The organism is Pseudomonas sp. PvP089, from assembly GCF_017875165.1.
Lineage (GTDB): Bacteria > Pseudomonadota > Gammaproteobacteria > Pseudomonadales > Pseudomonadaceae > Aquipseudomonas > Aquipseudomonas fortuita.
The window spans coordinates 4,416,182-4,442,110 of sequence record NZ_JAGGME010000001.1 but is presented as its reverse complement, the minus strand read 5'-3'; the positions used below and the strand labels follow the sequence as shown (position 1 = coordinate 4,442,110).

Below are 25,929 nucleotides of genomic sequence, written 5' to 3'. Positions count from 1 at the left end.
GGCGCGAACATCGTCGGACCGATGGTTAACACCAAAAACAAGAAACCAGGAGTCCGACGATGCGCGATTACACCGAGGCTGCTCGTGCGTTCGACCACGCTCAGGCTGCCAGTGCGGCGCTGCATGGCGACCTCGAAGCCCTCAATGCCTGTGTTGAATGCTGTGATCGCCATGCCGGTGACGGCAAGCTGGCGCTAATCTACGAAGACCGCAATGGCAACACAGCACGGTACAGTTTCGACCAGCTCAAGGCGCAGTCTGCCCGTTTTGCCAATGTGCTCAAAACCCAAGGTGTGGGTCCAGGTGACCGGGTGGCTGGTTTGATGCCGCGCACTCCCGAGCTTCTTGTCACCATCCTCGCCACCTGGCGCCTGGGCGCGGTGTACCAGCCTTTGTTCACTGCCTTCGGCCCCAAGGCTATCGAGCACCGCCTTGAGCAGTCGCATGCCCGCGTAGTCGTTACCGACAGCCTCAACCGTAGCAAGCTGGACGATGTGCATGCCTGCCCGACCATCATCACAGTCAATGCCCGCGTCGGCGAGCTGGACTTCCAGCAGTGTCTGGAGCGTGCCGCGAACGACTGTGATCCGGTAATGCGCGCGGGTAGCGACCCGTTCTTGCTGATGTTCACGTCAGGCACCACCGGCCCGGCGAAACCGTTGGAGGTGCCGCTGCGGGCCATCGTAGCGTTTAAGGGTTACATGCGCGACGCCATCGGCCTGCGCAGCGAAGACAACTTCTGGAACCTGGCAGACCCGGGCTGGGCCTACGGCCTTTATTACGCGGTCACCGGCCCATTGTCGCTGGGCCATGCAACCACGTTCTACGATGGCCCGTTCAGCGTCGAAAGCTGCGCGCGGGTCATCGACAAGCTGGGTATCACCAACCTGGCAGGCTCGCCCACCGCCTACCGCATGTTGATTGCAGCCGGCAGTGCTTTCTCGGCGCCGGTCAAGGGCCGCCTGCGCGTGGTCAGCAGTGCAGGTGAGCCGCTCAATCCAGAGGTGATCCGCTGGTTCGCCAATGAGCTGGGCGTGACCATCCACGACCATTATGGCCAGACCGAACTGGGTATGGTGCTGTGCAACCATCACGGTCTGTCACACCCTGTGCACCTGGGGTCTGCAGGCTTCGCTATCCCCGGCCATCGCATTGTGGTGCTGGACGAGCAAGCTAACGAACTGCCGGCCGGTCAACCGGGCATCCTTGCCGTCGACCGCGAGCAATCGCCACTTTGCTGGTTCGGTGGCTACCACGGTTTGCCGACCAAGGCGTTCATCGGCAAGTACTACCTCAGTGGCGACACTGTAGAGCTCAACGCGGATGGCAGCATCAGTTTCGTTGGCCGCAGCGATGATGTGATTACCACTTCCGGTTACCGCGTCGGGCCGTTCGACGTCGAAAGCGCGTTGATCGAGCACCCCGCGGTGGTGGAGGCCGCCGTCATCGGCAAGCCGGACCCGGAACGTACCGAGCTGATCAAGGCTTTCGTGGTGCTGACTGAAGGCGTCGGCGGTTGTGCCGAGCTGGAAGAAGCGCTGCGTCAGCATGTACGCCAGCGCCTGTATGCCCATGCTTACCCCCGCGAAATCGAATTCGTCAGCGAGCTGCCCAAGACCCCGAGCGGCAAGCTGCAACGCTTCATCCTGCGCAACCAGGAAGTCGCCAAACAACAAGCGCAACAGGCCACCCCTGCCAGCGCCTGAAAGGAAACCGATCATGCAGATAGCCAATAAACACTTCATTGTCAGCGGCGGCGCCTCCGGGTTGGGTGCTGCCACTGCGCAGATGCTGGTCGAGGCCGGCGCCAAGGTCATGCTGGTCGACCTCAATGCCCAGGCCGTCGAGGCCAAGGCCCGTGAGCTGGGTGACAACGCCCGCTTCGCCGTGGCCGACATCAGCGACGAGCAGGCGGCGCAGGCGGCCGTCGACGCAGCCGTCAGTGCCTTCGGCAGCTTGCATGGCCTTGTCAATTGTGCCGGCATCGTCGGTGCCGAGAAGGTGCTGGGCAAACAGGGGCCACATGGCCTGGCCAGCTTCGCCAAGGTCATCAACGTCAACCTGATCGGCAGCTTCAATTTGCTGCGCCTGGCTGCTGCAGCCATGGCTGAAGGGGCTGCCGATGAGGCCGGCGAGCGTGGCGTGATCATCAATACCGCCTCCATCGCTGCCTATGACGGCCAGATCGGTCAGGCGGCCTACGCTGCCTCCAAGGGTGCCATTGCCAGCCTTACCTTGCCGGCCGCGCGCGAACTGGCACGTTTCGGCATCCGCGTGATGACCATCGCTCCGGGCATCTTCGAAACGCCGATGATGGCTGGCATGACCGAGGAAGTGCGGGCTTCGCTGGCTGCCGGCGTGCCGTTCCCGCCACGCTTGGGGCGCCCTCAGGAATACGCTGCGCTGGCCCGTCACATCATCGAGAACAGCATGCTCAACGGCGAGGTGATCCGCCTCGACGGTGCACTGCGCATGGCTGCCAAGTAAGGAGAGCGAACATGACCCTCGCCAATGATCCGATTGTTATCGTCAGCGCCGTGCGCACGCCCATGGGCGGCCTGCAGGGCGACCTGAAAAGCCTGACTGCGCCGCAACTGGGCAGTGCGGCCATTCGTGGTGCCGTGGAACGTGCCGGCATCGATGCTGCCAGTGTCGAGCAAGTGCTGTTCGGCTGCGTGCTGCCGGCTGGCCTTGGCCAGGCGCCGGCACGCCAGGCTGCACTGGGTGCCGGGCTGGACAAGCACACCACCTGTACCACCCTGAACAAGATGTGCGGTTCGGGCATGCAGGCCGCGATCATGGCCCATGACCTGCTGCTGGCCGGCACCGCAGACGTGGTGGTGGCGGGTGGCATGGAAAGCATGACCAACGCCCCGTACCTGCTGGACAAAGCCCGTGGCGGCTACCGCATGGGCCATGGCAGGGTCATCGACCACATGTTCATGGACGGCCTGGAAGACGCTTATGACAAAGGCCGCCTGATGGGCACCTTCGCCGAAGACTGCGCCCAGGCCAACGGCTTCAGCCGCGAAGCCCAGGACCAGTTCGCCATCGCCTCGCTTACCCGTGCCCAGGACGCGATCAGCAGTGGCCGCTTTGCCGCCGAAATCGTGCCGGTGGAAGTCACCGAGGGCAAGGAAAAGCGCGTCATCAAGGACGACGAGCAGCCGCCCAAGGCGCGCCTGGACAAGATCCCGCAGCTCAAGCCTGCCTTCCGTGAAGGGGGTACGGTGACCGCAGCCAACGCCAGTTCGATTTCCGACGGTGCCGCGGCGCTGGTGCTGATGCGGCGCTCCGAAGCTGACAAGCGCGGCCTCAAGCCATTGGCAGTGATCCATGGCCACGCGGCCTTCGCCGACACCCCGGCGCTGTTCCCGACCGCGCCGATAGGGGCTATCGACAAACTGATGAAACGCACCGGCTGGAACCTGGCCGACGTCGACCTGTTCGAGATTAACGAGGCCTTCGCCGTGGTCACCTTGGCGGCCATGAAACACCTTGACCTGCCCCATGACAAGGTCAACATCCATGGCGGCGCCTGCGCCCTTGGCCACCCCATCGGCGCCTCCGGCGCACGCATCCTGGTGACCTTGCTGTCGGCCCTTCGCCAGAACAACCTGCGCCGCGGCGTGGCGGCCATCTGCATTGGCGGCGGCGAGGCCACGGCCATGGCTGTCGAATGCCTGTACTGAGGTGAACCATGCTGGTAACTGACGAGCAACAACAGATCGCCGACGCGGTACGCGCCTTTGCCCAGGAACGGCTGAAACCTTTTGCCGAGCAGTGGGACAAGGAACACCGCTTCCCCAAGGAGGCCATCGAAGAGATGGCGGAGCTGGGCCTTTTCGGCATGCTGGTCCCGGAGCAGTGGGGCGGCAGTGACACCGGTTACGTGGCCTACGCCATGGCCCTGGAAGAAATCGCCGCTGGCGATGGTGCCTGCTCGACCATCATGAGCGTGCACAATTCGGTGGGCTGTGTACCCATCCTGCGGTTTGGCAGCGAGCAGCAGAAGGCGCAGTTCCTCACGCCCCTGGCAACTGGCGCGATGCTGGGTGCCTTTGCCCTCACCGAACCGCAGGCTGGCTCCGATGCCAGCAGCCTGAAGGCCCGTGCGCGTCTGGACGGTGACCACTATGTGCTCAATGGCAGCAAGCAGTTCATCACCTCCGGGCAGAACGCCGGGGTTGTGATCGTGTTTGCCGTGACGGATCCGGAGGCTGGCAAGCGTGGGATCAGCGCATTCCTCGTGCCCACCGATTCACCGGGCTACCAGGTAGCACGGGTCGAGGACAAGCTCGGCCAGCACGCGTCCGACACCTGCCAGATTGTCTTCGACAACGTGCAGGTGCCGGTGGCCAACCGCCTGGGCGCAGAAGGCGAGGGCTACAAGATTGCCCTGGCCAACCTTGAAGGCGGGCGCATCGGTATTGCCTCGCAGGCCGTGGGCATGGCCCGTGCCGCGTTCGAAGTGGCGCGTGACTACGCCAAGGAGCGGCAAAGCTTTGGCAAGGCGCTGATCGAGCACCAGGCCGTGGCCTTCCGCCTGGCCGACATGGCGACGAAAATTGCCGTGGCCCGGCAGATGGTGCTGCACGCCGCCGCCCTGCGTGACGCCGGGCGCCCGGCGCTGGTGGAAGCGTCGATGGCCAAGCTGTTTGCCTCGGAAATGGCCGAAAAGGTCTGTTCGGATGCCTTGCAGACCCTGGGCGGTTATGGCTATCTGAGTGACTTCCCGCTGGAGCGGATCTACCGCGACGTTCGGGTTTGCCAGATCTACGAAGGCACCAGCGACATTCAGCGCATGGTCATTGCGCGCAATCTTTGAAGGAGCAGACTGCATGGCATTCGAAACCATCCTGTTGGACATTCACGGCAAGGTCGGCCTGATTACCCTCAACCGCCCGCAGGCGCTGAATGCGCTGAACGCGCAGATTGTTGGCGAGATCAACCAGGCTCTGGACCAGCTTGAGCGTGACCCGAACATCGGTTGCGTGGTGCTGACAGGCTCGGCCAAGGCCTTTGCCGCTGGCGCCGACATCAAGGAAATGGCTGAACTGCAATACCCGCAGATCTACGTCGATGACCTGTTCAGCGATGCCGACCGCATTGCCAACCGACGCAAGCCGATCATTGCAGCAGTGTCCGGCTTTGCTCTGGGCGGCGGCTGCGAGTTGGCCATGATGTGTGACTTTATCCTCGCGGCGGACAACGCCAAATTTGGTCAACCGGAAATCAACCTAGGGGTGCTGCCCGGCATGGGCGGCACCCAGCGGCTCACCCGTGCGGTGGGCAAGGCCAAGGCCATGGAACTGTGCCTGACCGGGCGCCTGATGGGGGCTGAGGAGGCCGAGCGTGCTGGCCTGGTGGCGCGCATTGTGCCGCAGGCGGAGTTGGTCGAAGAGGCGCTGAAAGTGGCGGCGACCATTGCCAGCAAGTCGATTCCGGTGAGCATGATGGTCAAGGAGAGCGTCAATCGCGCGTTCGAAGTTACCCTCAGCGAGGGTGTGCGCTTTGAGCGTCGGGTGTTCCATGCGGCCTTCTCTACCGAAGACCAGAAAGAAGGCATGGCCGCATTCATCGCCAAGCGCGAGGCGCAGTTCAAGGATCGTTGATTAGACTCGGTTCGTGCCGTTGCCGTTGCCGTTGCCGTTGTTTTTGCTTCTAAGCGCGCGGTAGTTCAGGCGACGCAGATTGCGACTTCAGGAGGCCGAGCGCAGGGCTTGCGTAGGGAGGTGACGGGCATGGATGCCCGTCAAGCGCTGGGCCCCAGGATGGGGCCTGCAGCGCGGTCCTCCCGGGAGCAAGCCCGGAGCGAGGGGACCCCGGAGCGAAGCGCAGGGGCCGGATGATGGGAGCGGACGGCTTTGGTTACTTTGGCCAAGACCAAAGTAACCCGCCGGAAGGGCGGAAAGGTGACTCAGCGCCACCTGCGCGAACGAATGTCTACACTGTGTTAAGGCCCACATCGCAAGAAGCTAAAAAGCGGATATGGCTGTTTTGGTGCAGCGAACAGTCCGTTTGCGAAGGTGACGCTGACTCACCTTTTCGCCCTTACGGCGAGTCACTTTTTGTCAGACGCGACAAAAAGTAAAAAAACGCTGCGCTCCCATCATCCGGCCCCTGCGCTGCGCTCCGGGGTTCCCTCACTCCGGCCTCCTGAAGTCGCGAAGAGCAAGATCAAGAGCAAGATCGAAAGCCGGCGACACGGCCGCAGCCAGAAATACTGTTTACTACTGGCTATGCAGCAGACCTGGGGTGCCGACCGGCGGATTGTAAGCACTGGAAGCAAATTTGCACCCGATTGCAGTTGCTCCACGCGACGTGGCGCCTTAGACTGCCGCCCCCTGTAAAAGAGTGCCGGTTGGCGCTTGAAAATTTCCGCTGCCGATGCCAAGGCGTCGGCGGCACCCGAATCGCCCCAATGCACATTTTTTCATAGAGAAATCGATGACCAAGGAACAGTTGCTGGCCATGTCGGCCGATGACTACATGAACGCTGACCAGCTGGCTTTCTTCACTGGCCTGCTGCAGTCGATGAAAGTCGAAACCCATGAACGCATCGAGCTCAGCCGTGCCACCATCGAAGGCCTGGACACTCCTTCGGACCCCGCCGATGTGGCTTCGGTCGAAGAAGAGCGTAGCTGGCTGGTCAATGCCATCGACCGCGACCAGCGCTTGTTGCCCCAGCTGGAAATGGCCCTGGATCGTATCTCCGACGAGAGCTTCGGCTGGTGCGATGACAGCGGTGAGCCCATTGGCCTGAAGCGCCTGCTGATCAGCCCGACCACCAAGTACTGCATCGAAGCCCAGGAGCGCCACGAGCAGCTCGACCGTCACCAGCGCCAGGTATAACCCCGCGCGCGGTGCCAGGCCCCACGGAGCGATCCCTGGGGCTTTTCGCGTTTCTTGCAGGTACCGGTTTTGTTGCCCAGCGCGTAACACTGCTGTACCGCGAAGCGCTGTTTTCTCCAGGCGGGCAGGCGTATCATGGCTTTATCGTTAGGGTGCTAACTAAATGCCGGAGGGCAGGATGAATAGCCGGGTCGATGTAGCCGTGATGATAGGTTCGGGTGTGCCAGCCACCTTGCAGGCGCTGGGCAAACGCATCTGCTGGGTGGTGCTGGTCAATGGCGAGCGCCGGGGCACCGCTTTCGCTACGCGTGAAGAGGCAATAGAGTGTCAGGCTGCCTGGCAGCAGCAACTTGAGAAAGGCCTGGCTGCCTGAAATTGTTTATTGCCTCTCGACGGGTTTCGGTGTTTTCGGGCATATTTGTCCCACAGTAATGCGCACATGGATGCCAGGGCTTGTCTTCTTGCAGGCTCACCCCCATGGTTGCGTTTTCTGGTGAGTGGTCTCAGGCATCACGCTTCCCAAACCGGGAATGAGCCAAACGCCTTCGGTTGAGGGCGAATCTGGCAAACCAGAGTAAAGATTCCTGCACGCTGCATCGTCAGCGGGCACAGACATTTCGCATATCGCTTTATTACTCTTTTCGCCTATCGATAAGAAATGGCCGTGCCTCCCCGAGCTTGGGGGAGGGCGGGTTGTAACCGGTTGAGGATTACTTCATTGGCAGTCAGCACACTTGATACCCATGCGTTGTTCGCCTTGGGCGACTTGCGCGGTAAATTGGCCCAGCTGTTCCAGGGTCGTTTTATCTACGTTACCGAACAAACTCCTGAAGGCCTTTACATGGCCGAGATCGACACCGAAAACGCATTGGTGGTCGATGACAAGCAGCGCCTCGAACTGAAAGTCGGCGACCACTTCCGCGCTGCCGTGTTGCCCAGCCGCGAAGGTGGCAAGCTGGAAATGCGCTTTCGCGATATCAAACTGAATGTGTATGGCGTGGGCGATTATGCCTTCGTCTCGGTACCTCAAGGCGAGGGCATCGTGTTGCGCGAGGGGCACGGCGTAATGCTGGTTTTCGCCGCGCAACAGCAGGTGCAGGAAGGCCTGGGCAAATTGCTCAAGGCGGTGACCGGCAAGGTTGCCAAATGGCGCAAAGGCGAGCTGACCACCTTCAAGGCCAGTGAATGACCGACAGCGATAGTGCACCTGCCTCGCGTGCCGAATTTCATCGGCTGCACCAGGCGGATGCTGTGGCTGAGGCCGAACGTTTGCTGGGCAGGCGTGGGGAGCTGCAAGGCGCATGGTTGAACTGGGTCGCGGGTGAGCTGTACCAACTCGGCCCGCCCCCTTATGTCGCCATGGTGCGGCGGGAGCTGCAGCGCCTCAGCCAAGGCTGAGACGGCAGCCCTTCAGTTGCCCCGGTCGCGGCCGCTGCTGACTTCTTCAGGCACTGGCTCTTTAGACATGCGCTTGCGAAACAACGCCGCCCGGGCCAGCAGCAGCGTGGTGACCGGCACGGTGATCGACAGCAGAATGGGAATTAGCCAGGCGTGCAGGACCGGGGCTTCCTTGAGCCACGAGAAGTAGATGATCGAAGCCAGCGCTACACACCAGGCGCCAATGGTCGAAGCCAGCGCCGGTGGGTGCATGCGCTGGAAGTAATCCTTCAGGCGCACCAGGCCTATTGCTCCGACCAGCGCGAACAGGCTGCCGGCCAGCAGCAGCGCGGCGGTGACCACTTCCAGCCAGAAGGGCAGTACCAGGGTTTCGGTCATTCGATTACCTCACCGCGCAGCAGAAACTTCGCCAGGGCAAACGAACCGACGAAGCCGAACAGCGCAATCAGCAGGGCACCTTCGAAGTAGGTGTCACTGGCATAACGGATTCCCAGCACCAGCATGGTCAGCATGGCCAGGATGTAAAGGTAGTCCAGCGCCAGCACCCGGTCCTGGGCGGACGGGCCACGGAACAGCCGGACCAGCGCCAGGCCCATGGCCAAGGTGAAGATGAACAGGCTGGCGAGGACAGCGTTGGCGAGCAGGCCTGTCATTGGAATATCTCCATCAGCGGGCGTTCGTAGGTGTCCTTGAAGTGCTGGATAAAGGCAGCCTCATCCTCCAGGTCGAACACGTGCAGCAGCAATACGCTGCGGTCCAGCGCCAGCTCGGACCAGACCGTGCCGGGCACTACAGTGGTGATCATCGACAGTGCCGCGAGCCCATGTGCGTCGTGCAGGGCCAGCGGAATATGCACGAACGCCGAGCGTGGTGGTTGCTTGCCGGCACGCAGGACGCCACGGGCCACCAGCAAATTGGACATGATCACATCCATGCCTACCCGGCCAATCAGCCGGGCGATGACGATTGGCCGACGCACGTGGGCATGCTGTGGGCGCAGCGGCGCCATCAGCAGTGGCGCCAGCACGCCAAGTGCGGCACCTAGCAGCAGGTTGCCAGGGCTGACCGATAGATTCAGCAGCAGCCACAGGCCGAATAGCGAAACCGAGAGCAGCGGAGCGGGGAACAGTCGGTTCATGGCTGCACCTGTACGTCGAGCGAGGTGGGCCCAGAAATCGGCCGTGCGGCCATCACGGCTTCGATATAGGCATCGGGGGCCTGCAGGCTGGCAGCGGTGTCCTGGGTGTAGCGCAGCAACGGCTCGGCCTTGAGGCTGAGGATGATGCACAGGCCTAGCAGGATGACGATGGGCAGGCACTCATAGCGGCGTAGCACTGGCGACGGGCGCTCTTCGGGTTTCCAGAAGCGCTGGATACCGACCCTGCCGAAGGCGATGAGCGAGGCCATGCCGGACAGGATCAGCAGCGCCACCAGGCCCCAGCCCGCCGCACTCAGCGGCTGCTCGGCCGGCACGCCCAGGCCTTGCGGGTTGAACAGTGCGCTGATCAGGTTGAGCTTGCCGACGAAGCCTGACAACGGCGGCATACCTATGATCAGCAAGGCGCAGGCGATGAAGCTGAGGCCGAGGAACGCCATGGTCCAGGGGATGATCTGGCCAATCACCACCTTCTGCTCGTCGTCGAGGTTGATACCTTTGGGCGGGTGTAACGACTCCAGCGGTGGCGGCATGGCGTCTTCTTCTTCGTCCAGCGGCACTTCGTTGGCCGAGCGCGAGCGTTCGACCAGTTCGGCAAGCAGGAATAGCGCGCACAGCGCCAGGGTCGAGTTGACCAGGTAGAACAGCGCCGCACCAGTCAGCGCCGACTGGGCAAAACCGACGGCGCCGAGCAGGGTGCCGGCCGAAACCAGGATGCTGAGCGCTGCCATGCGCTCCAGGCGCTGTGCGGCCAGGATCGACACTGCAGCCACCGCCAGGGTGACCAGGCCACCGTACACCAGCCACTCGCCACCGAAATGCGCCGATGCGCCGGCCTGCCCGGAGAACAGCAACGTCCACAGGCGCAGGAGGGCGTAAAGGCCGACCTTGGTCATGATGGCGAACAACGCGGCTACCGGCGCGCTGGCTGAGGCGTAGGCCGGCACCAGCCAGAAGTTCAGCGGCCAGATGCCGGCCTTGACCAGGAAGGCCATGGCCAGGATCGCCGCGCCGGCATGCAGCAGGCCGCGGTCCGCCTCCGGTACCAGTGGAATCTTCAGCGCCAGGTCGGCCATGTTCAGGGTGCCGGTTACCCCATACAGCATCGCTGCGCCGATCAGGAACAGCGACGAAGCGAACAGGTTGATGGCAATGTAGTGCAGGCCGGCTCGTACCCGCGCACGCCCCGAGCCATGTAGCAGCAAGCCATAGGAGGCTGCCAGCAGCACCTCGAAGAACACGAACAGGTTGAACAGGTCGGCGGTGAGAAAGGCGCCGTAAAGCCCCATCAGCTGAATCTGAAACAACGCATGGAAACTGGCCCCGGCACCGTCCCAGCGGGCGCGGGCAAACAGCAGGGCGCTGAAGCCGATGACACCGGTGAGGGTCAATAACAATGCCGAAAGGTGGTCCACCACCAGGACGATACCGAACGGTGCTGGCCAGTTGCCCGGCAGGTAGACGCCGATCGATTCCGCCTGGCCCTGGGTGCGCACCCACAGCAGCAGGCTGACGGCGATGGCCAGGCCGGCGAAGGTCGACAGCAGGTTGAGCCGGGCCTTGATACGCCGATGTTTCTCGCCCAGCAGCAACATCACCGCTGCCGTCACCAGTGGCAGGAGAATGGGCGCGACGATCAGTTGGCTCATGCCATTCATTCGTCACGCTCCCGGCCATCCACGTGGTCGGTACCGGTCAGGCCGCGCGAGGCCAGCAACACCACCAGAAACAGCGCCGTCATGGCGAAGCTGATGACGATGGCCGTAAGCACGAGGGCCTGAGGCAACGGGTCGGTGTAGTGCAGCAGGTCTTGGGTGACGCCCTCCTTGATGATGGGCTCCTTGCCGATGAACAGGCTGCCCATGCTGAAGATGAACAGGTTTACGCCGTACGACAGCAGGCACAGGCCCATGATTACCTGGTAGGTCCGCGGGCGCAGAATCAGCCACACCCCCGAGGCGGCCAGCACGCCGATGGCGACTGCAATGACTTCTTCCATCAGGCGGCTCCTGCTTGGCTGGTTTTCGATGAATTGCCCGGGCGGTAGGCGCGCACCGACTGGTGCGCCAGGGCAGTGAGGATCAGCAGGGTCGAGCCGACCACCACGGTGTACACGCCAACATCGAAGAACAGCGCGCTGGCCACGTGCACATCACCGAGCAAAGGCAGGTGCAGGTGGGCGGTATGGGTGGTCAGGAACGGGTAGCCCAGCAGCATGGCGCCGATTCCGGTCAGGGTGGCGCACAGCAACCCGGTGCCCATCCAGCGCAGTGGGCGCAGGCTCATCTGCGCCTCCACCCACTGGGTGCCCGCCACCATGTATTGCAGGATGAACGCCACCGACATCACCAGGCCGGCGACGAAGCCGCCGCCTGGCTGATTGTGGCCGCGCATGAACAGGTACATGGACACCAGCAGGGCGATTGGCAACAGCAGGCGCACCAGCACCGCAGGCACCATCATGAAGCCCAGGGCGGTGTCGGTGGCATGCCGCGGGTTGATCAGGTCGGTGACCACGTCACGCGCCAGCTGGCGTTGTTGCGCAGGCAACTGCATGCTCTCTTTGGGCGGGCGGAAGCGCCGCAGCAGGGCGAACACGGTCAGCGCCACGGCCACCAGCACAGTGATTTCACCGAGGGTATCGAAGCCGCGGAAGTCGACCAGCATGACATTGACCACATTGGTGCCGCCGCCTTGGGGCAGTGCACGGCTCAGGTAGAACGAGGAAATGTCGTTGGGGGTCGGCCGGGTCAGCATGGCGTAGGACAGCAAGGCCATCCCGCCACCCACCAGCACCGCCAGCAGCAGGTCGCGCAGGCGGCGCATGCGCGCACGCTCCAGGCTGCCCGGTAGTGGCGATACCCCTTCGATACGCCGTGGCAACCAACGCAGGCCAAGCAGGATCAGCACGGTGGTGACCACTTCGACCACCAGCTGGGTCAGGGCCAGGTCGGGTGCGGAGAACCAGACAAAGGTGATGCAGGTCATCAGGCCGCAGACACTGACCATGATCAGTGCTGCCAGGCGGTGGTACTTGGCCTGGTACGCGGCGCCGATGGCACAGGCGATGGCGATCAGCCACAGCGCGACGAACACGCCGGAACCCGGGATCTTAGGCCGGTCGCCCCAGCTGAGCCCGCTGTAGAGCATGGGCGTGAGGCCGGCGAGGAAGGCCGCGAGCACCAGCATGAACAGCTGCGACTGAAGGCGGCGGGTGGTGAACAGGCGTTCGATGCGCCGCGCCAGCAGCATCAGGTGAACCTGCCCGTGCTCGAACAGGCGCTTGCCATTGAAACGTTCGATCAACGGTGGGTAGGGGAAGCGGCCCAGGCGCAGTTGCTTGCGCAGCAGCAGGTACAGCACGATGCCGCCGCTCATGGCCACCAGGCTCATGATCAGTGGCGCATTCCAGCCATGCCAGATCGCCAGGCTGTACTCCGGCAAAGTACCGCCTACTACCGGGAGGGCTGCGGCGGCCAGCAGCGGACCGACCGACTGGGCGGGGAAGATGCCCACCACCAGGCAGGTGAGTACCAGCAGCTCGACCGGAGCACGCATCCAGCGTGGCGGCTCGTGCGGGGTGTGGGGCAGGTCCTGGGCGGTGGGACCGAAGAACACATCCACGGTAAAGCGCAGGGCGTAGGCCACGCTGAAGGTACCGGCCAGGGTGGCGATCACCGGCAACGTTGCTTCGACCCAGGCAGTGGAACTGATAAACACCGTTTCGGCGAAGAACATTTCCTTGGACAGGAAGCCGTTCATCAGCGGCACGCCGGCCATCGAGGCGCTGGCCACCATGGCCAGGGTGGCAGTGTATGGCACCAGGCGGATCAGGCCGCTGAGGCGGCGGATGTCGCGGGTTCCACTTTCGTGGTCGATGATGCCGGCGGCCATGAACAACGAGGCCTTGAAGGTGGCGTGGTTGAGAATGTGGAACACGGCGGCGACCGCGGCCAGCGGGCTGTTCAGGCCCAGCAGGAGGGTAATCAGCCCCAGGTGGCTGATGGTCGAATAGGCCAGCAGCCCCTTGAGGTCGTTCTGGAACATGGCGGCGAAAGCGCCGAGCAGCAGGGTGAGGGCGCCGGCACCGCCGACGATCCAGAACCACTCTTCGCTGCCTGACAGCACCGGCCAGAACCGCGCTAGCAGGAATACCCCGGCCTTGACCATGGTGGCAGAGTGCAAATAGGCCGATACCGGAGTGGGCGCTGCCATGGCATGGGGCAGCCAGAAATGGAAGGGGAACTGTGCGCTTTTGCTCAGCGCGCCAATGAGGATCAGGGGCAGCAGCACCGGATAAAGCGCATGCTGGCGGATGGTGTCGCCGGCAGCCAGGACCTTGTCCAGGTCATAGCTGCCGACCACATGGCCGAGCAGCAGGGCACCCACCAGCAGGCACAAGCCACCCGCGCCGGTCACCATGAGCGCCATGTAGGCGCCGCGGCGGGCGTCAGCGCGGTGGTGCCAGTAACCGATAAGAAGAAATGAGAACAGGCTGGTCAGTTCCCAGAAGAACACCAGCTGAATCAGGTTACCGGAGATTACCAGGCCGAGCATGGCGCCCATGAAGGCCAGGAAGAAGGCGAAGAAACGCGGCACCGGGTCCTGTGGCGACATGTAGTAGCGCGCATACAGCGACACCAGTGTGCCGATGCCCAGCACCAGCAGCGAGAACAGCCAGGCAAAGCCGTCCATGCGCAGTACCAGGTTCAACCCCAGGCTGGGCAGCCAGAGGAATTCTTCGCGAATCACGCCCCCGTGGGCAATTTGAGGGTACAGCAGTGCTACCTGGACGGTGCCGACCAAGGCCACGAGCCCGGCGAGAATGGACTCGGCGTTACGTGCGTTGTGCGGCAGCACGGCTGCCAGGCAACTGCCCACGAACGGCAGAAGCAATAGCACTATCAATGACATAGGGGCCTATTCTGGAGAAGTTTGCAAAGATCATACGTGCCGGGGAAGTGATCACCAACACGCAAGCTGTCGCAGAATCCTACAAACAGGCTGTGACAAGCTGTTTTTTTATAACAGTTTTTTACAAAGCATAGTCGCTGTTGTCATCTTTACAGGCCGGTCTGGCGCTCGCCTTCACTCTGGACGTCGTGTGCTTCGACGGTTTCGCGGGGGCGGCGTACCTTGAGTTCGCTGACCACCACCGCGATCACGATCAGCAGGCCACCGAGCAGCGCCACGCCCGGCAGGCGTTCGCCGGCGATGCGCCCGACGATCCCGGCCCACACCGGTTCACCGGCATAAATGAGGGTGGCGCGGGTGGGCGAGACCGACTTCTGCGCCCAGTTCATGGCCACCTGGATCACCGCGCTCATGGCACCCAGGCCTATTGCGCTGGCCAGCAGCAGCCAGGAGAAGTCGGGGATGCGTTCCTGGGTCGGTACGATCATCAGGAACGCCAGCAGCGAAGCGGTCGCCAGTTGCACGACGGTGACCCGGCGCACATCGACCTGGCCGGCGTAACGGCTGATCAGGATGATTTCGGCAGCGATGGCGACGGCGCTGACCAGGGTAACCACCTCGCCCTCGCTGAAGTGCAGGCTGCCGCCTTCCGGGCCGGCCAGCAGCATCAGGCCGATGAACGCCAGGCAAATGCCGATGCTGGGCATCAGGCCAGGCCGGCGGCCCAGCACCAGCCACTGCAACAGCGGCACGAACGGCACGTACAACGCAGTGATGAACGCCGACTGGCTGCTGCTGATGGTCTGCAGACCCATGGTTTGCAGGCCGTAGCCGAGCATGATCGACACGCCTATCAGCATGCCGGCCTTGAGCTCGGTGAAGGTCAGCCCGGGCAACGCCCGCGCCGAAACCACGCCCACGAACAGCGCTGCCGCAGCGAAGCGCAGGCCGACGAAGAACATCGGGCCGCTGACGGTCATTACGTTATGCACCAGCAGGAAGGTGCCGCCCCACAACATGGTGATGAACACCAGCACCAGTTCTGCCTTGCTCAGGCGGAAGGTAACGGCGGGGGTGGGTGTGTTGCGGGCCTGGCTCATGGTCTTGCGCACTCGGAGGGGGCGGCGCACAATCGCCGCAAAGTGGGCAGTATACTGCGCAATCTTGACCAGTGAGCAATATAGTGCACAAAGATACTTCGCATCGGGCATCGGTGCTGCAGCATGTGAGCCTCAACGTACGCAGCCTGCGCAACGCTGGCGGGTTGAGCCAGACGGCGTTGGCCGAGCGCTCAGGCGTCAGCCGGCGCATGCTGGTGGCGATCGAGGCAGGCGAGAAGAACGTCAGCCTGACTACCCTCGACCTGATCGCCGAAGCCTTGGGGGTGGCGTTCAGCACCCTGATTCAGGCGCCTGACCAGCGCGACCCCGGCCGCATCGAGGAATTGGCCTGGGCCGGGGTATACCCGCAGAGCCGGGCAGTGCTGCTGGGTAGCAGTGCGGCACGGCGTGAGGTGGAGCTTTGGGAGTGGACCCTTGCACCGGGCGAGTGCTATTCCAGCGAGGCTGATGCCGAAGGCTGGAGCGAGCAGATCTATGTGGCTGAAGGGCAACTGACGCTGATTATCGAAGGGATCGAGCATTGCCTGCAGGTGGGGCAGTTTCATGTGTTTCCCAGCAATTGCCGGTACGCCTACCGTAATGATGCTGGGGTTGCGGTGAGATTTGTGCGCAATGTGGTGATTTGAGTCGCTGCAGGCATCGGGCAAGCCTGATGCCTGCAGCGATACCTGTAGCCGATTGCCCAGCCCGCTCCCTGAAGAGCGTTAACCCGATCAGTTTTTCAGTAGCTCATCCGTCTTCACCACCGAGGCATAGGCAAACGCCAAGGCCGCCATAGCCGAATCATGCACCTGCGCAGCCGGCACCGGCTTGCCATTGAACTCCAGTGGCAGGGTAGCGCAAGCATCATGCGCCACGGTCACCGTGTAGCCCAGGTCAGCTGCAGCGCGGGTAGCGGCGTCAATGCACATGTGGCTCATGCTGCCAACGATGGTCAGGGCTTCGACGCCATGCCGGTCCAGCGTGAGCTCAAGGTCGGTACCGAGGAAGGCGTTGACCTTGTGTTTGAGCACCACCGGTTCACCTGTTACCGGCTCGACCTTGCTGTGAATGGCCGCACCCAGCGAGCCGGGCGCGAAGAATGGTGCATCGACGCTGTCGAATTCATGCCGCACATGTACCACCAGCTCGCCGCGCTGGCGCGCCGCCGCCAGCAGCCGGGCGGCGTTGTCGGCCGCCTGGTCGGCGCCCACGAGGGGCCACTTGCCGCCCGGGAAGTAGTCGTTCTGGATGTCGATGATGATCAGCGCCTGCTTGCTCATGCTGCCTCCTGTGGCAGTAGTCGTCGGGAGACGTTAGTTATAGGCTGTGTGCACTGACCTGAGGATTGGCGCGAACGACACTATGCAGGCAAAAACTGACACCCTCGCCAGCCTGGACATCGGCCTGCTGCTGTACCCCGGCGTGCAGCGCGCCGCTGTGCATGGCCTGGCTGACCTGTTCCTGGTGGCCAACCGGGTTGTGGCGGAGCTGGGGGCCGTCGAACTGCCGCACATTCGTGTCAGCTTCTGGCAGGCAGATGAGGCGGGGCAGTTGCTGCCTGCCCCGGATAGCCCGGCGGTCGCCGCGCCGGGCCTGCGTGTACTGGTCATTCCGCCGAGCCTGGAGTCGGCTCCACAAGCCGAGCTGCTCGAACGTCACCGTGCGTCGCTGTGCCAGCTGCACGGGCACGGTACGGTACTGGCGTCGGTGTGTATCGGTGTGTTCTTCATTGCCGCCAGCGGCCTGCTCGACGGTCGCCCGGCCTGCACGCACTGGAACTACGTGCAGGCGCTAGCCCAGCGCTTCCCCAAGGTGCGAGTAGAGTCTCAGCAGCCATTGCTGGATGACGGTGATATCGTGACCTCGGCCGGGCTTATGGCCTGGACTGACCTGGGCTTGCGCTTGCTGGAGCGTTTTTTGGGGCCTACGGTGGCACGGGAGACTGCCCGCTATCTCGCCGTCGACCCGGTCGCGGCACCGCTGCCTGGGGCTGTGTTCAATCCGCGTCTGGACCACGGTGACGAGGCGGTGCTGAAAGTGCAGCACTGGTTGCAGGGCAGTGGCGGGCAGGAAGCCGACCTCGCCGCCATGGCTGCGTGTGCAGGGCTGGAAGCCCGCACCTTTCTGCGGCGCTTTCGTGCCGCTACCGGGTTGCGACCGACCGAGTATTGTCAGCAGGTGAGGGTGGGGCGGGCGTGCCGTTTGCTGGAATTCACCCGGCGCAACGTCGAACAGATCGCCTGGGGTGTCGGTTACCAGGACCCGGGCGCGTTTCGCAAGGTGTTCCAGCGCATCACTGGCCTGACCCCGAGTGACTATCGGCGGCGTTTTGCGGTATCAGGCCAGGGGCAGGCAGAAACCACTTGACCTTGACTTAACTTGAGGTTTTACCCTGCTCGGCATCGCGAAGCATGCGTCCGTAACCAGGAGAACGTCGATGTCGGCAAGCCCTCATGCCCTGTGGTTCACCCAAATGATCGAATATGAAGTGCCCAGTATGTGCCAGCAAGCGCTGGCCCTGGCGTTGGTGGCGCGCAGCGAAGCGCTGGCCACGCGCTGTGAAGGGCTGCAGGGTGTCAGCATCCAGGCCAGTGACGATGGCAGCCGGGTGCTCCAGTACCTGCAGTGGCAGTCACGCCAAGCCTGGGTAGCGGCAGCCGAGTACTTCGTCGAGGAACCCTTCCTTGAACTGCTGGGTCAGCATCAGGCGCGTGGCGTAAACTTTGCCGCCTACCAGGCCTTACGCAGCCTGGTGCGCGGCGCCGATGGTGGTCTGCAGTGCGAGGTGGGGTGAGCCTCAGGCATACCAGGGGGCATAGTGCGGGTAGCGGTCCAGGCGGGCACCGATCACCATTTCGCTGATCCACGCTGCCAGGATCGAGCTGTAGGCCTTCTGGCTCGCTTCGCTGGACAGCGCGTGGTCGGCACCGTCGACGATGCGATGGGTGAGCGAGTGGGCGCCGACGAATGCCGAACGGTAGCTCATCAATGTGCTATGCGGCACATAGTCGTCCTGCTCGGACTCCACCAGCAACACATCCCCGCCGAATTCGGCGCACGCCGCCAGTGCGCGATTGTCTGCCGGGCCCAGCGATCGCTGGCGGTAGGCATTCAGGCGTTGGCGGTCGAGGGTTTGCTTGGGGGTGTTCCATTCGTCGTCCCAATACATGGCGGGTACGCGCAGGGCCAGCCATCTGACTGGCCGCTCGCGGGTCAGCAAGGTTGCCAGGTAGCCACCATAGCTGCTGCCGATGATGGCGATGGCACTGCTGTCTACGGCTGGATGGCTGACCAGCCGGTCGTAGGCCACCAGTAGGTCCTGCAGGTTCTGTTCACGGGTGACCGTCAGGCGTTGGCTTTCGGTCTTTTCATGGCCGCGCAGGTCGAAGGTCATGCACACGCAGCCCAGCCCGGTGATGTGTCGGGCACGGGCCAGGTCACGCTGCTGGCTGCCGCCCCAACCGTGCACGAAGAGGATGCCTGGCATCTTGCTGCCAGGGCTGACCAGCGTGCCGACAATGCTGTCGTTGTCGACTTGCAGTTCAACGGTTTCACTCTGAACGGCCATGTTCGCGAATCCGTGCAAATTTGCTGAGTTGTCCGAGTTCACTGTCGTTTCCTTGGTAGAAGAGGGTGGCGTCAGCGGGCAGGTCGGGCGTACCAAATACTTCGTGCGTGGAGGCTCGCACCCGCTGCAATGCCGGATCATCGGCAAAAGCCTGCAGGGCCAGCAGCTCGGCACTGCTCGCACCGCCCAGGCGCCAGGATTGTTCGAGCACGCCGCTACGCAGGTGGCCCTGAGGGTTCAGGCCGCGAGCGATGTCGTAGTTGCGCCGCGAGGCGATGAAGCCAGGGAAGTGCTGCTCGGCAGCCTGTTCGTAGGCCATGGCCTGGTTGATGGCAAGGCGCAGGTGGTCTTCCAGCGGCAGTTGCAGCAGCGCCTGATAGTCACCACGTACTACTACCAGGTCAGAACCGCCATACACCTCGGTGCCCTGATGATCGTGGGTCAGTTGCTGGGTGCCGTGATAGCTGCAGGTCAGGCCGGCGACACGCACCTGGCCAACGCTGAAGGTTTGCACGTCGCTCAGATCTTCTTCGAGTACCAGCCCCCACAGTGCCAGGTCCTGGTCATCCATGGCGGCCAGCAGTGGCTCTAGCGCGCTCGCCGTTGAGATGACCTGCTGCCCTCGGCCTGCGCAGGCCAGCACGGGCTTGACCCTCAGGGGGCCGTCGAGCAATAACAACTGAGCGGCGGTGCGCGCATCGGCTTTGCTGAACACGGTATAGCCGCGCAGCAAAGCGTCGCTTGCCTGTCGGGCGAAGTCATCGGTCCAGCCTGGCGGAAAGCTGGCTCCGGCCGGTAACGGGTGGGAGATTGCCTTGGTCGCCATGTAAGGGTGGGCGACCAGGCCGCCGAAAAGGTCCTGCTCGCTGCGGATGCCCATGGCGGCATGGCGTTTTGGCTCGATCAGGGTTTCGGTAGGCAAGTAATAATAGCTGTCAGCGGCGGTTGTTGAATGGGGTGTTTGTATGTGCGGGCAGCCGAGCAGGCCTGCCAGGCCATCGGCGAGCTTGAGGTGCACGGCATGCTCATGTTCTGGCGTATGTTCGCGGGTGTCGAGCAACACCACGCCGGTTTTCCGGTCGCAGGCACTGGGCATGGTCATTTGCCTGTGTGCAATGAATGTACTGTGTCTGAAGCCGGTGTTTTGGGGAAGTTCAGCGGGACTTGATCGGTGGTCCTGTCCGTTTGTAGGAAGCGTCCTGTTGGCACAGGGCGTGGCGGGCAATGCATGCCGTGTCTTGGTCGCCGCGATTGCAGCGCTCTGGCGGCTGTTCCATTATCGGGTACTGGATTAACCGTGATGTAGCCGCAGGAGAGCGCATGAACGTTCAGACCACCCTTGAGCAAAGCGTGCCAGAGCGACTGGCGCACGTGCGCCAGGCCATGGCCGCAGGGGGCATCGATGCCTTGCTGGTACCCTCGGCCGACCCCCACCTTTCCGAATACCTGCCCGGTTACTGGCAGGGGCGCCAGTGGCTTTCGGGTTTTCACGGCTCGGTCGGCACGCTGGTAGTCACGCCCGCCTTTGCAGGGTTGTGGGTCGATAGCCGGTACTGGGAGCAAGCGGATCACGAGCTGGCTGGTAGCGGTATCGAACTGATGAAGCTGCTGCCCGGCAAGCCTGGGGCGCTGGAGTGGCTGGGCGATAATGTCGAGCCCGATGGCAACGTCGCGGTGGATGGGGCCGTCATGGCGCTGGCGTCGGCGCGCCAGCTGGGTGAGCGGCTCAAGGCCCGTGGGGCAAGGCTGGTGACCGACCAGGACCTGCTAGCCCAGGTCTGGGAAGGGCGCCCAGCGCTGCCCGCCAACCCGGTGTACCAGCACTTGCCGCCGCACGCCACGGTAAGCCGGGCGGAAAAGCTCGCGCAATTGCGCCAGGGCCTCCAGGCCAAAGGGGCCGACTGGCACTTTATTGCAACCCTGGATGACATCGCCTGGCTGTTCAACCTGCGTGGCAGTGATGTTTCGTACAACCCGGTTTTCCTGGCCTTTGCCTTGATCAGTCAGCAGCAGGCCATTCTGTTCGTGGGCCAGGACAAGGTGGACGCGCATTTGCGTCAGGTGCTGGCGGTGGACGGCATCGAGGTGCGCGACTATAGCGAGGCAGGCAACGCCTTGGCCGCTGTTCCGGTGGGGGCGCGGTTGTTGGTGGACCCTGCCCGTGTCACCTGCGGCCTGCTGGGCAACCTGGCGGCAGAGGTGGTGCTGGTCGAGGGGCTCAACCCCACCAGCCTGAGCAAATCCTGCAAAGGTGACGATGACCTGGTGCATATCCGCCATGTCATGGAGCAGGACGGTGCGGCCTTGTGCGAGTTTTTCGCCTGGTTCGAGGCCAACCTTCGCCAGGAGGTCATTACCGAGCTGACAGTCGACGAGCAATTGAGTGCCGCACGTGCCCGGCGTCCGAACTTCGTGTCGCTGAGTTTTTCAACCATTGCCGCCTTCAATGGCAATGGCGCCATGCCACACTACCGTGCCACCGAGCAGTCGCATGCGGTCATTGAGGGGGATGGCTTGCTGCTGATCGACTCTGGCGGGCAATACCTGGGTGGCACCACCGACATCACCCGTATGGTGCCAGTCGGTAACCCCAGCCACGCACAGAAGCAGGACTGCACCCGGGTACTCAAGGGCATGATCGCCCTGTCGCGTGCCACCTTCCCGCGAGGAATACTGTCGCCGTTGCTCGACGCCATTGCCCGGGCGCCAATCTGGGCTGACCAGGTGGATTATGGCCACGGTACCGGGCATGGTGTTGGCTACTTCATGAACGTGCACGAAGGGCCTCAAGTGATTGCCTACCAGGCGGCACCCACACCGCAGACGGCGATGCAGTTGGGCATGATCAGCTCCATCGAGCCGGGTACGTATCGCCCGGGGCAGTGGGGCGTGCGTATCGAGAACCTGGTGGTCAACCGCGAAGCAGGCAAGAGTGCCTTTGGTGACTTCCTGTGCTTCGAGACCTTGACGCTGTGCCCGATCGATACCCGCTGCCTGTTGCCCGAGCTGCTGGCCAAGGAAGAGGTGGAGTGGCTGAACGGCTACCACGCGAACGTGCGTGAACGCCTGGCACCGCTGCTCAAGGGTGATGCGCTGGCCTGGCTGCAGGTGCGTACCGAGCCCCTGTAAGGGCAAATGAAAAAGGGCAGCCTGTGAGCTGCCCTTTCTTCTACTTGCAGATGACGATCATGCTGCGGCTGGTGTACCCCGCCGGGTTGATGCCGAACAAGTAGTCACCGGCCTCTTCATCGCTATCGCCCGAGCGTGCAACGACCCGGTAGCCGCGTGTGCTGCACGAGGTCGCGGCCTTGCTGTAGCAGTTGTCCCATGAAGAGGAAAGACCTGAGCAATTGATATGCAGGCCCTTCTTGCCCCTTTTGACCTCAGTCTTGGCTGTAGCGGCACATCCAGCAATAGCCAAGATGGCCAGGATAAGAAAAATACGTTTCATTCCTGTCCTTAAATGCAGGGCGGATCAGTTGTCTGGCCCTGTCGTTATCGCTTCGCTTCTTCCTGAAAATATCCCCAGCGTCCGTGTTTGGTCCAGTAGATAGCGTAAAGATGATGATTTTATGACAGCTTAATCAGCGAGGCGGGTGGCTACAATCACTAATCCTGTCTCAAATGAAAATATTTCTCATATCAATCTGCCGCAACAACCGCGGCGGGCTCCTTGCGCATGGACAGGGTAGTGCCAACCGAAGCGGCGATGATTGCTCCAATCGCCAGCCATTGGGTGAGCGTCAGCACCTCGCCGAGGAACAGCAGGCCGGACAGTGCGCCGAATGCAGGTTCAATGCTCATCAGGGTGCCGAACGTGCGCGCCGGGATGCGTGTGAGTGCAACCATTTCCAGGCTGTAGGGCAGGGCGGTGGACAGCACCGCAACGGCCAGGGCCACGGGGATCAACGCAGGTGTGAGCAGTGCGCTGCCGGCGTGTGCGATACCTATCGGCGCTACGAACAGGGCGGCTACCACCACCCCCAGGGCCGCACTCTGCATACCATGCTCGGCGCCGGCACGCTGCCCGAACAGGATATAGAGGGCCCAACATACGCCAGCACCCAAAGCATAAGCAGCCCCCACCGGGTCGAGTGCCTGGCCGCTGTGGCCAGCCGGCATCAACAGCAGCAGTCCGGCTATCGCCAAGGCGATCCACAGGAAGTCGATCGGTCGGCGCGAGGAGAAGATTGCCACCGCCAAAGGGCCGGTAAACTCCAAGGCCACGGCGATGCCGATCGGAACGGTTTGCAGTGCCATATAGAAGAGGAAGTTCATGCCACCCAGCGCCATGCCATAGATGACCACGTTGCGTAGGGTGGTGGCGGTCATGCGTACCCGCCACGGGCGCAATAGCAGCAGCATGATGATGCTGGCGAAAATCAGGCGCAGTGCAGTGGTGCCTTGTGCGCCGATGATGGGGAACATGCTTTTGGCCAGGGAGGCACCGGACTGGATCGATGCCATGGCAATAAGCAGCAGGCCGATCGGGAAGAGGGTGGCGGCCAGGCCGCGGGGTTGGGTGTTCATTTAGGTGCGGCGATCCTTGGGCGGTGTGTGGAGTGAGCAATATAGTGCGCAATTGGTGGGGCGCGTGATAGCCCTTAAGTGACTCCGCCAGTCATTTTTCAAATCATTGAAATTAAAGGTTGACCTTCTGCAGGACTGCCCTATAATGCGCACCATTCCAACGGGGCAGCGAAGTAGAACTAGCCACCCAGTTGAGTTAAGTGTTTGAAGCTAAACGCGTTTCTCGCAAAGAACTTCAAAATAAACGCTTGACAGACTCTGAGGAAAGCGTAGAATGCGCGCCTCGGTTGAGACGAAAAGCTCTTAACCAAACGCTCTTTAACAAATCGAATCAAGCAATTCGTGTGGGTGCTTGTGAGTATGGACTGATAGTCAAAAAGATTATCAGCATCACAAGTGACCATGCGAGAAATCACATAGTCATTTGAGATTGCTGAGCCAAGTTTAGGGTTTCTTAAAAACCCAAGCAGTATTGAACTGAAGAGTTTGATCATGGCTCAGATTGAACGCTGGCGGCAGGCCTAACACATGCAAGTCGAGCGGATGAGAAGAGCTTGCTCTTCAATTCAGCGGCGGACGGGTGAGTAATGCCTAGGAATCTGCCTGGTAGTGGGGGGCAACGTTTCGAAAGGAACGCTAATACCGCATACGTCCTACGGGAGAAAGCAGGGGACCTTCGGGCCTTGCGCTATCAGATGAGCCTAGGTCGGATTAGCTAGTTGGTGAGGTAATGGCTCACCAAGGCGACGATCCGTAACTGGTCTGAGAGGATGATCAGTCACACTGGAACTGAGACACGGTCCAGACTCCTACGGGAGGCAGCAGTGGGGAATATTGGACAATGGGCGAAAGCCTGATCCAGCCATGCCGCGTGTGTGAAGAAGGTCTTCGGATTGTAAAGCACTTTAAGTTGGGAGGAAGGGCATTAACCTAATACGTTAGTGTTTTGACGTTACCGACAGAATAAGCACCGGCTAACTCTGTGCCAGCAGCCGCGGTAATACAGAGGGTGCAAGCGTTAATCGGAATTACTGGGCGTAAAGCGCGCGTAGGTGGTTTGTTAAGTTGGATGTGAAAGCCCCGGGCTCAACCTGGGAACTGCATCCAAAACTGGCAAGCTAGAGTACGGTAGAGGGTGGTGGAATTTCCTGTGTAGCGGTGAAATGCGTAGATATAGGAAGGAACACCAGTGGCGAAGGCGACCACCTGGACTGATACTGACACTGAGGTGCGAAAGCGTGGGGAGCAAACAGGATTAGATACCCTGGTAGTCCACGCCGTAAACGATGTCAACTAGCCGTTGGAATCCTTGAGATTTTAGTGGCGCAGCTAACGCATTAAGTTGACCGCCTGGGGAGTACGGCCGCAAGGTTAAAACTCAAATGAATTGACGGGGGCCCGCACAAGCGGTGGAGCATGTGGTTTAATTCGAAGCAACGCGAAGAACCTTACCAGGCCTTGACATGCAGAGAACTTTCCAGAGATGGATTGGTGCCTTCGGGAACTCTGACACAGGTGCTGCATGGCTGTCGTCAGCTCGTGTCGTGAGATGTTGGGTTAAGTCCCGTAACGAGCGCAACCCTTGTCCTTAGTTACCAGCACGTTATGGTGGGCACTCTAAGGAGACTGCCGGTGACAAACCGGAGGAAGGTGGGGATGACGTCAAGTCATCATGGCCCTTACGGCCTGGGCTACACACGTGCTACAATGGTCGGTACAGAGAGTTGCCAAGCCGCGAGGTGGAGCTAATCTCACAAAACCGATCGTAGTCCGGATCGCAGTCTGCAACTCGACTGCGTGAAGTCGGAATCGCTAGTAATCGCGAATCAGAATGTCGCGGTGAATACGTTCCCGGGCCTTGTACACACCGCCCGTCACACCATGGGAGTGGGTTGCACCAGAAGTAGCTAGTCTAACCTTCGGGAGGACGGTTACCACGGTGTGATTCATGACTGGGGTGAAGTCGTAACAAGGTAGCCGTAGGGGAACCTGCGGCTGGATCACCTCCTTAATCGACGACATCAGCCTGCTGATGAGCTCCCACACGAATTGCTTGATTCATTGTATAAAGACGATCAAGACCCAAAGTTATACCCTTAGGTCTGTAGCTCAGTTGGTTAGAGCGCACCCCTGATAAGGGTGAGGTCGGCAGTTCAAATCTGCCCAGACCTACCAATTTTGGTTGGAATGATGAGCACCCCACGCCTCTTAATAAAGAGTGGTGAGGACGGCTCTTCTGCAGTTCAAATCTGCCCAGACCTACCAATATGCGGGGCCATAGCTCAGCTGGGAGAGCGCCTGCCTTGCACGCAGGAGGTCAGCGGTTCGATCCCGCTTGGCTCCACCACTCGCTTTACTTGATCAGAACTTAGAAATGAACATTCGTAGATGAATGTTGATTTCTG

Annotated in this window: 24 protein-coding genes, 2 tRNA genes, 1 rRNA gene and 1 pseudogene; 16 read left to right on the top strand and 12 right to left on the bottom strand. The window is 61.8% G+C overall.

Going from position 1 to position 25,929, the window contains the following annotated elements; genetic code table 11:
* Positions 1–59 precede the first annotated feature (59 nt).
* The 9 genes from J3A71_RS20285 to J3A71_RS20245 all read left to right on the top strand — a co-directional run bounded on the left by J3A71_RS20285 (position 60) and on the right by J3A71_RS20245 (position 8,253).
* Entirely contained in the window at positions 60–1,706 is a 1,647-nt protein-coding gene (locus tag J3A71_RS20285) for an acyl-CoA synthetase (RefSeq protein WP_060519635.1), read from the top strand.
* A 13-nt stretch (positions 1,707–1,719) separates the two neighbouring features.
* Positions 1,720–2,487 carry an SDR family NAD(P)-dependent oxidoreductase gene (locus J3A71_RS20280; protein ID WP_096425847.1) on the top strand — a complete coding sequence of 256 codons (768 nt, stop codon included), beginning with the start codon at positions 1,720–1,722 and terminating at the stop codon, positions 2,485–2,487.
* A gap of 11 nt (positions 2,488–2,498) precedes the next feature.
* Positions 2,499–3,692: an acetyl-CoA C-acyltransferase gene (locus tag J3A71_RS20275; RefSeq protein ID WP_016485820.1), complete on the top strand. Its 1,194-nt coding sequence runs from the start codon at positions 2,499–2,501 to the stop codon at positions 3,690–3,692.
* An 8-nt stretch (positions 3,693–3,700) separates the two neighbouring features.
* Complete coding sequence (locus J3A71_RS20270) at positions 3,701–4,828, top strand: acyl-CoA dehydrogenase (protein WP_096425848.1); 1,128 nt, start codon at positions 3,701–3,703, stop codon at positions 4,826–4,828.
* Positions 4,829–4,841: 13 nt separating this feature from the next.
* Entirely contained in the window at positions 4,842–5,615 is a 774-nt protein-coding gene (locus J3A71_RS20265) for an enoyl-CoA hydratase (RefSeq protein ID WP_003250095.1), read from the top strand.
* An 835-nt stretch (positions 5,616–6,450) separates the two neighbouring features.
* Positions 6,451–6,855: a TraR/DksA C4-type zinc finger protein gene (locus J3A71_RS20260; RefSeq protein WP_016485822.1), complete on the top strand. Its 405-nt coding sequence runs from the start codon at positions 6,451–6,453 to the stop codon at positions 6,853–6,855.
* Between the two features lie 178 nt (positions 6,856–7,033).
* Entirely contained in the window at positions 7,034–7,228 is a 195-nt protein-coding gene (locus tag J3A71_RS20255; protein WP_016485823.1) for a hypothetical protein, read from the top strand.
* Positions 7,229–7,573: 345 nt separating this feature from the next.
* Positions 7,574–8,044, top strand: coding sequence for a hypothetical protein (locus J3A71_RS20250; RefSeq protein WP_033732504.1), 471 nt, complete (start codon positions 7,574–7,576; stop codon positions 8,042–8,044).
* Positions 8,041–8,253 carry a hypothetical protein gene (locus tag J3A71_RS20245; RefSeq protein WP_023049014.1) on the top strand — a complete coding sequence of 71 codons (213 nt, stop codon included), beginning with the start codon at positions 8,041–8,043 and terminating at the stop codon, positions 8,251–8,253. Before J3A71_RS20250 ends, J3A71_RS20245 begins: the two co-directional genes overlap by 4 nt.
* 12 nt (positions 8,254–8,265) lie before the next feature.
* Here J3A71_RS20245 and J3A71_RS20240 read toward each other — a convergent pair whose 3' ends face one another.
* The 7 genes from J3A71_RS20240 to J3A71_RS20210 form a co-directional block, all read right to left on the bottom strand.
* Positions 8,266–8,631: a Na+/H+ antiporter subunit G gene (locus tag J3A71_RS20240; protein WP_016485826.1), complete on the bottom strand. Its 366-nt coding sequence runs from the start codon at positions 8,629–8,631 to the stop codon at positions 8,266–8,268.
* On the bottom strand, positions 8,628–8,906 hold the full coding sequence (locus tag J3A71_RS20235; RefSeq protein WP_016485827.1) for a K+/H+ antiporter subunit F: 279 nt from the start codon (positions 8,904–8,906) through the stop codon (positions 8,628–8,630). The genes J3A71_RS20240 and J3A71_RS20235 overlap by 4 nt, the downstream gene beginning before the upstream one ends.
* A complete protein-coding gene (locus tag J3A71_RS20230; RefSeq protein WP_016485828.1) occupies positions 8,903–9,391 on the bottom strand; it encodes a Na+/H+ antiporter subunit E in 489 nt (162 codons plus the stop codon). The genes J3A71_RS20235 and J3A71_RS20230 overlap by 4 nt, the downstream gene beginning before the upstream one ends.
* Positions 9,388–11,067: a monovalent cation/H+ antiporter subunit D gene (locus J3A71_RS20225; protein ID WP_096425849.1), complete on the bottom strand. Its 1,680-nt coding sequence runs from the start codon at positions 11,065–11,067 to the stop codon at positions 9,388–9,390. The genes J3A71_RS20230 and J3A71_RS20225 overlap by 4 nt, the downstream gene beginning before the upstream one ends.
* Complete coding sequence (locus J3A71_RS20220; RefSeq protein ID WP_012315281.1) at positions 11,064–11,408, bottom strand: Na+/H+ antiporter subunit C; 345 nt, start codon at positions 11,406–11,408, stop codon at positions 11,064–11,066. Before J3A71_RS20220 ends, J3A71_RS20225 begins: the two co-directional genes overlap by 4 nt.
* The gene (locus J3A71_RS20215; RefSeq protein WP_016485830.1) at positions 11,408–14,323 is read right to left on the bottom strand and encodes a monovalent cation/H+ antiporter subunit A; all 2,916 of its coding nucleotides are present in this window, start codon (positions 14,321–14,323) and stop codon (positions 11,408–11,410) included. The genes J3A71_RS20220 and J3A71_RS20215 overlap by 1 nt, the downstream gene beginning before the upstream one ends.
* 149 nt (positions 14,324–14,472) lie before the next feature.
* Positions 14,473–15,423: a DMT family transporter gene (locus J3A71_RS20210; protein WP_016500625.1), complete on the bottom strand. Its 951-nt coding sequence runs from the start codon at positions 15,421–15,423 to the stop codon at positions 14,473–14,475.
* Between the two features lie 83 nt (positions 15,424–15,506).
* Here J3A71_RS20210 and J3A71_RS20205 point away from each other — a divergent pair, with 83 nt between their 5' ends.
* Positions 15,507–16,070, top strand: coding sequence for an XRE family transcriptional regulator (locus J3A71_RS20205; protein ID WP_016485832.1), 564 nt, complete (start codon positions 15,507–15,509; stop codon positions 16,068–16,070).
* An 87-nt stretch (positions 16,071–16,157) separates the two neighbouring features.
* On the opposite strand, the gene J3A71_RS20200 is transcribed toward J3A71_RS20205, so the two are convergent.
* Positions 16,158–16,706, bottom strand: a complete 549-nt coding sequence (locus tag J3A71_RS20200; protein WP_096425850.1) for a cysteine hydrolase family protein — start codon at positions 16,704–16,706, stop codon at positions 16,158–16,160.
* A gap of 82 nt (positions 16,707–16,788) precedes the next feature.
* Here J3A71_RS20200 and J3A71_RS20195 point away from each other — a divergent pair, with 82 nt between their 5' ends.
* Positions 16,789–17,793 (top strand): helix-turn-helix domain-containing protein, encoded by a 1,005-nt coding sequence (locus J3A71_RS20195; RefSeq protein ID WP_095117311.1) that lies wholly within the window; start codon positions 16,789–16,791, stop codon positions 17,791–17,793.
* A gap of 70 nt (positions 17,794–17,863) precedes the next feature.
* Positions 17,864–18,245 (top strand): annotated as a pseudogene (locus tag J3A71_RS20190) (antibiotic biosynthesis monooxygenase).
* Here J3A71_RS20190 and J3A71_RS20185 read toward each other — a convergent pair.
* The gene (locus J3A71_RS20185; RefSeq protein WP_016485835.1) at positions 18,224–18,994 is read right to left on the bottom strand and encodes an alpha/beta hydrolase; all 771 of its coding nucleotides are present in this window, start codon (positions 18,992–18,994) and stop codon (positions 18,224–18,226) included. The pseudogene J3A71_RS20190 and the gene J3A71_RS20185 sit on opposite strands and share 22 nt — an antisense overlap.
* Positions 18,978–20,096, bottom strand: coding sequence for a DUF3182 family protein (locus tag J3A71_RS20180; protein WP_096425851.1), 1,119 nt, complete (start codon positions 20,094–20,096; stop codon positions 18,978–18,980). Before J3A71_RS20180 ends, J3A71_RS20185 begins: the two co-directional genes overlap by 17 nt.
* Positions 20,097–20,314: 218 nt before the next feature.
* On the opposite strand from J3A71_RS20180, the gene J3A71_RS20175 reads away from it, so the two are divergent.
* Positions 20,315–22,123, top strand: coding sequence for an aminopeptidase P family protein (locus J3A71_RS20175; protein ID WP_016485837.1), 1,809 nt, complete (start codon positions 20,315–20,317; stop codon positions 22,121–22,123).
* Between the two features lie 40 nt (positions 22,124–22,163).
* Here J3A71_RS20175 and J3A71_RS20170 read toward each other — a convergent pair whose 3' ends face one another.
* Together J3A71_RS20170 and rhtA are read right to left on the bottom strand one after the other, a co-directional pair.
* The gene (locus tag J3A71_RS20170; protein WP_016485838.1) at positions 22,164–22,445 is read right to left on the bottom strand and encodes a hypothetical protein; all 282 of its coding nucleotides are present in this window, start codon (positions 22,443–22,445) and stop codon (positions 22,164–22,166) included.
* Between the two features lie 191 nt (positions 22,446–22,636).
* Entirely contained in the window at positions 22,637–23,524 is an 888-nt protein-coding gene (rhtA, locus tag J3A71_RS20165) for a threonine/homoserine exporter RhtA (RefSeq protein WP_096425852.1), read from the bottom strand.
* A gap of 474 nt (positions 23,525–23,998) precedes the next feature.
* On the opposite strand from rhtA, the gene J3A71_RS20160 reads away from it, so the two are divergent.
* From J3A71_RS20160 to J3A71_RS20150, 3 genes are all read left to right on the top strand, one after another.
* Positions 23,999–25,535 (top strand): 16S ribosomal RNA (locus tag J3A71_RS20160).
* 87 nt (positions 25,536–25,622) lie between these two features.
* A tRNA-Ile gene (locus J3A71_RS20155) sits at positions 25,623–25,699 on the top strand.
* A gap of 96 nt (positions 25,700–25,795) precedes the next feature.
* Positions 25,796–25,871, top strand: a tRNA-Ala gene (locus tag J3A71_RS20150).
* Positions 25,872–25,929 lie beyond the last annotated feature (58 nt).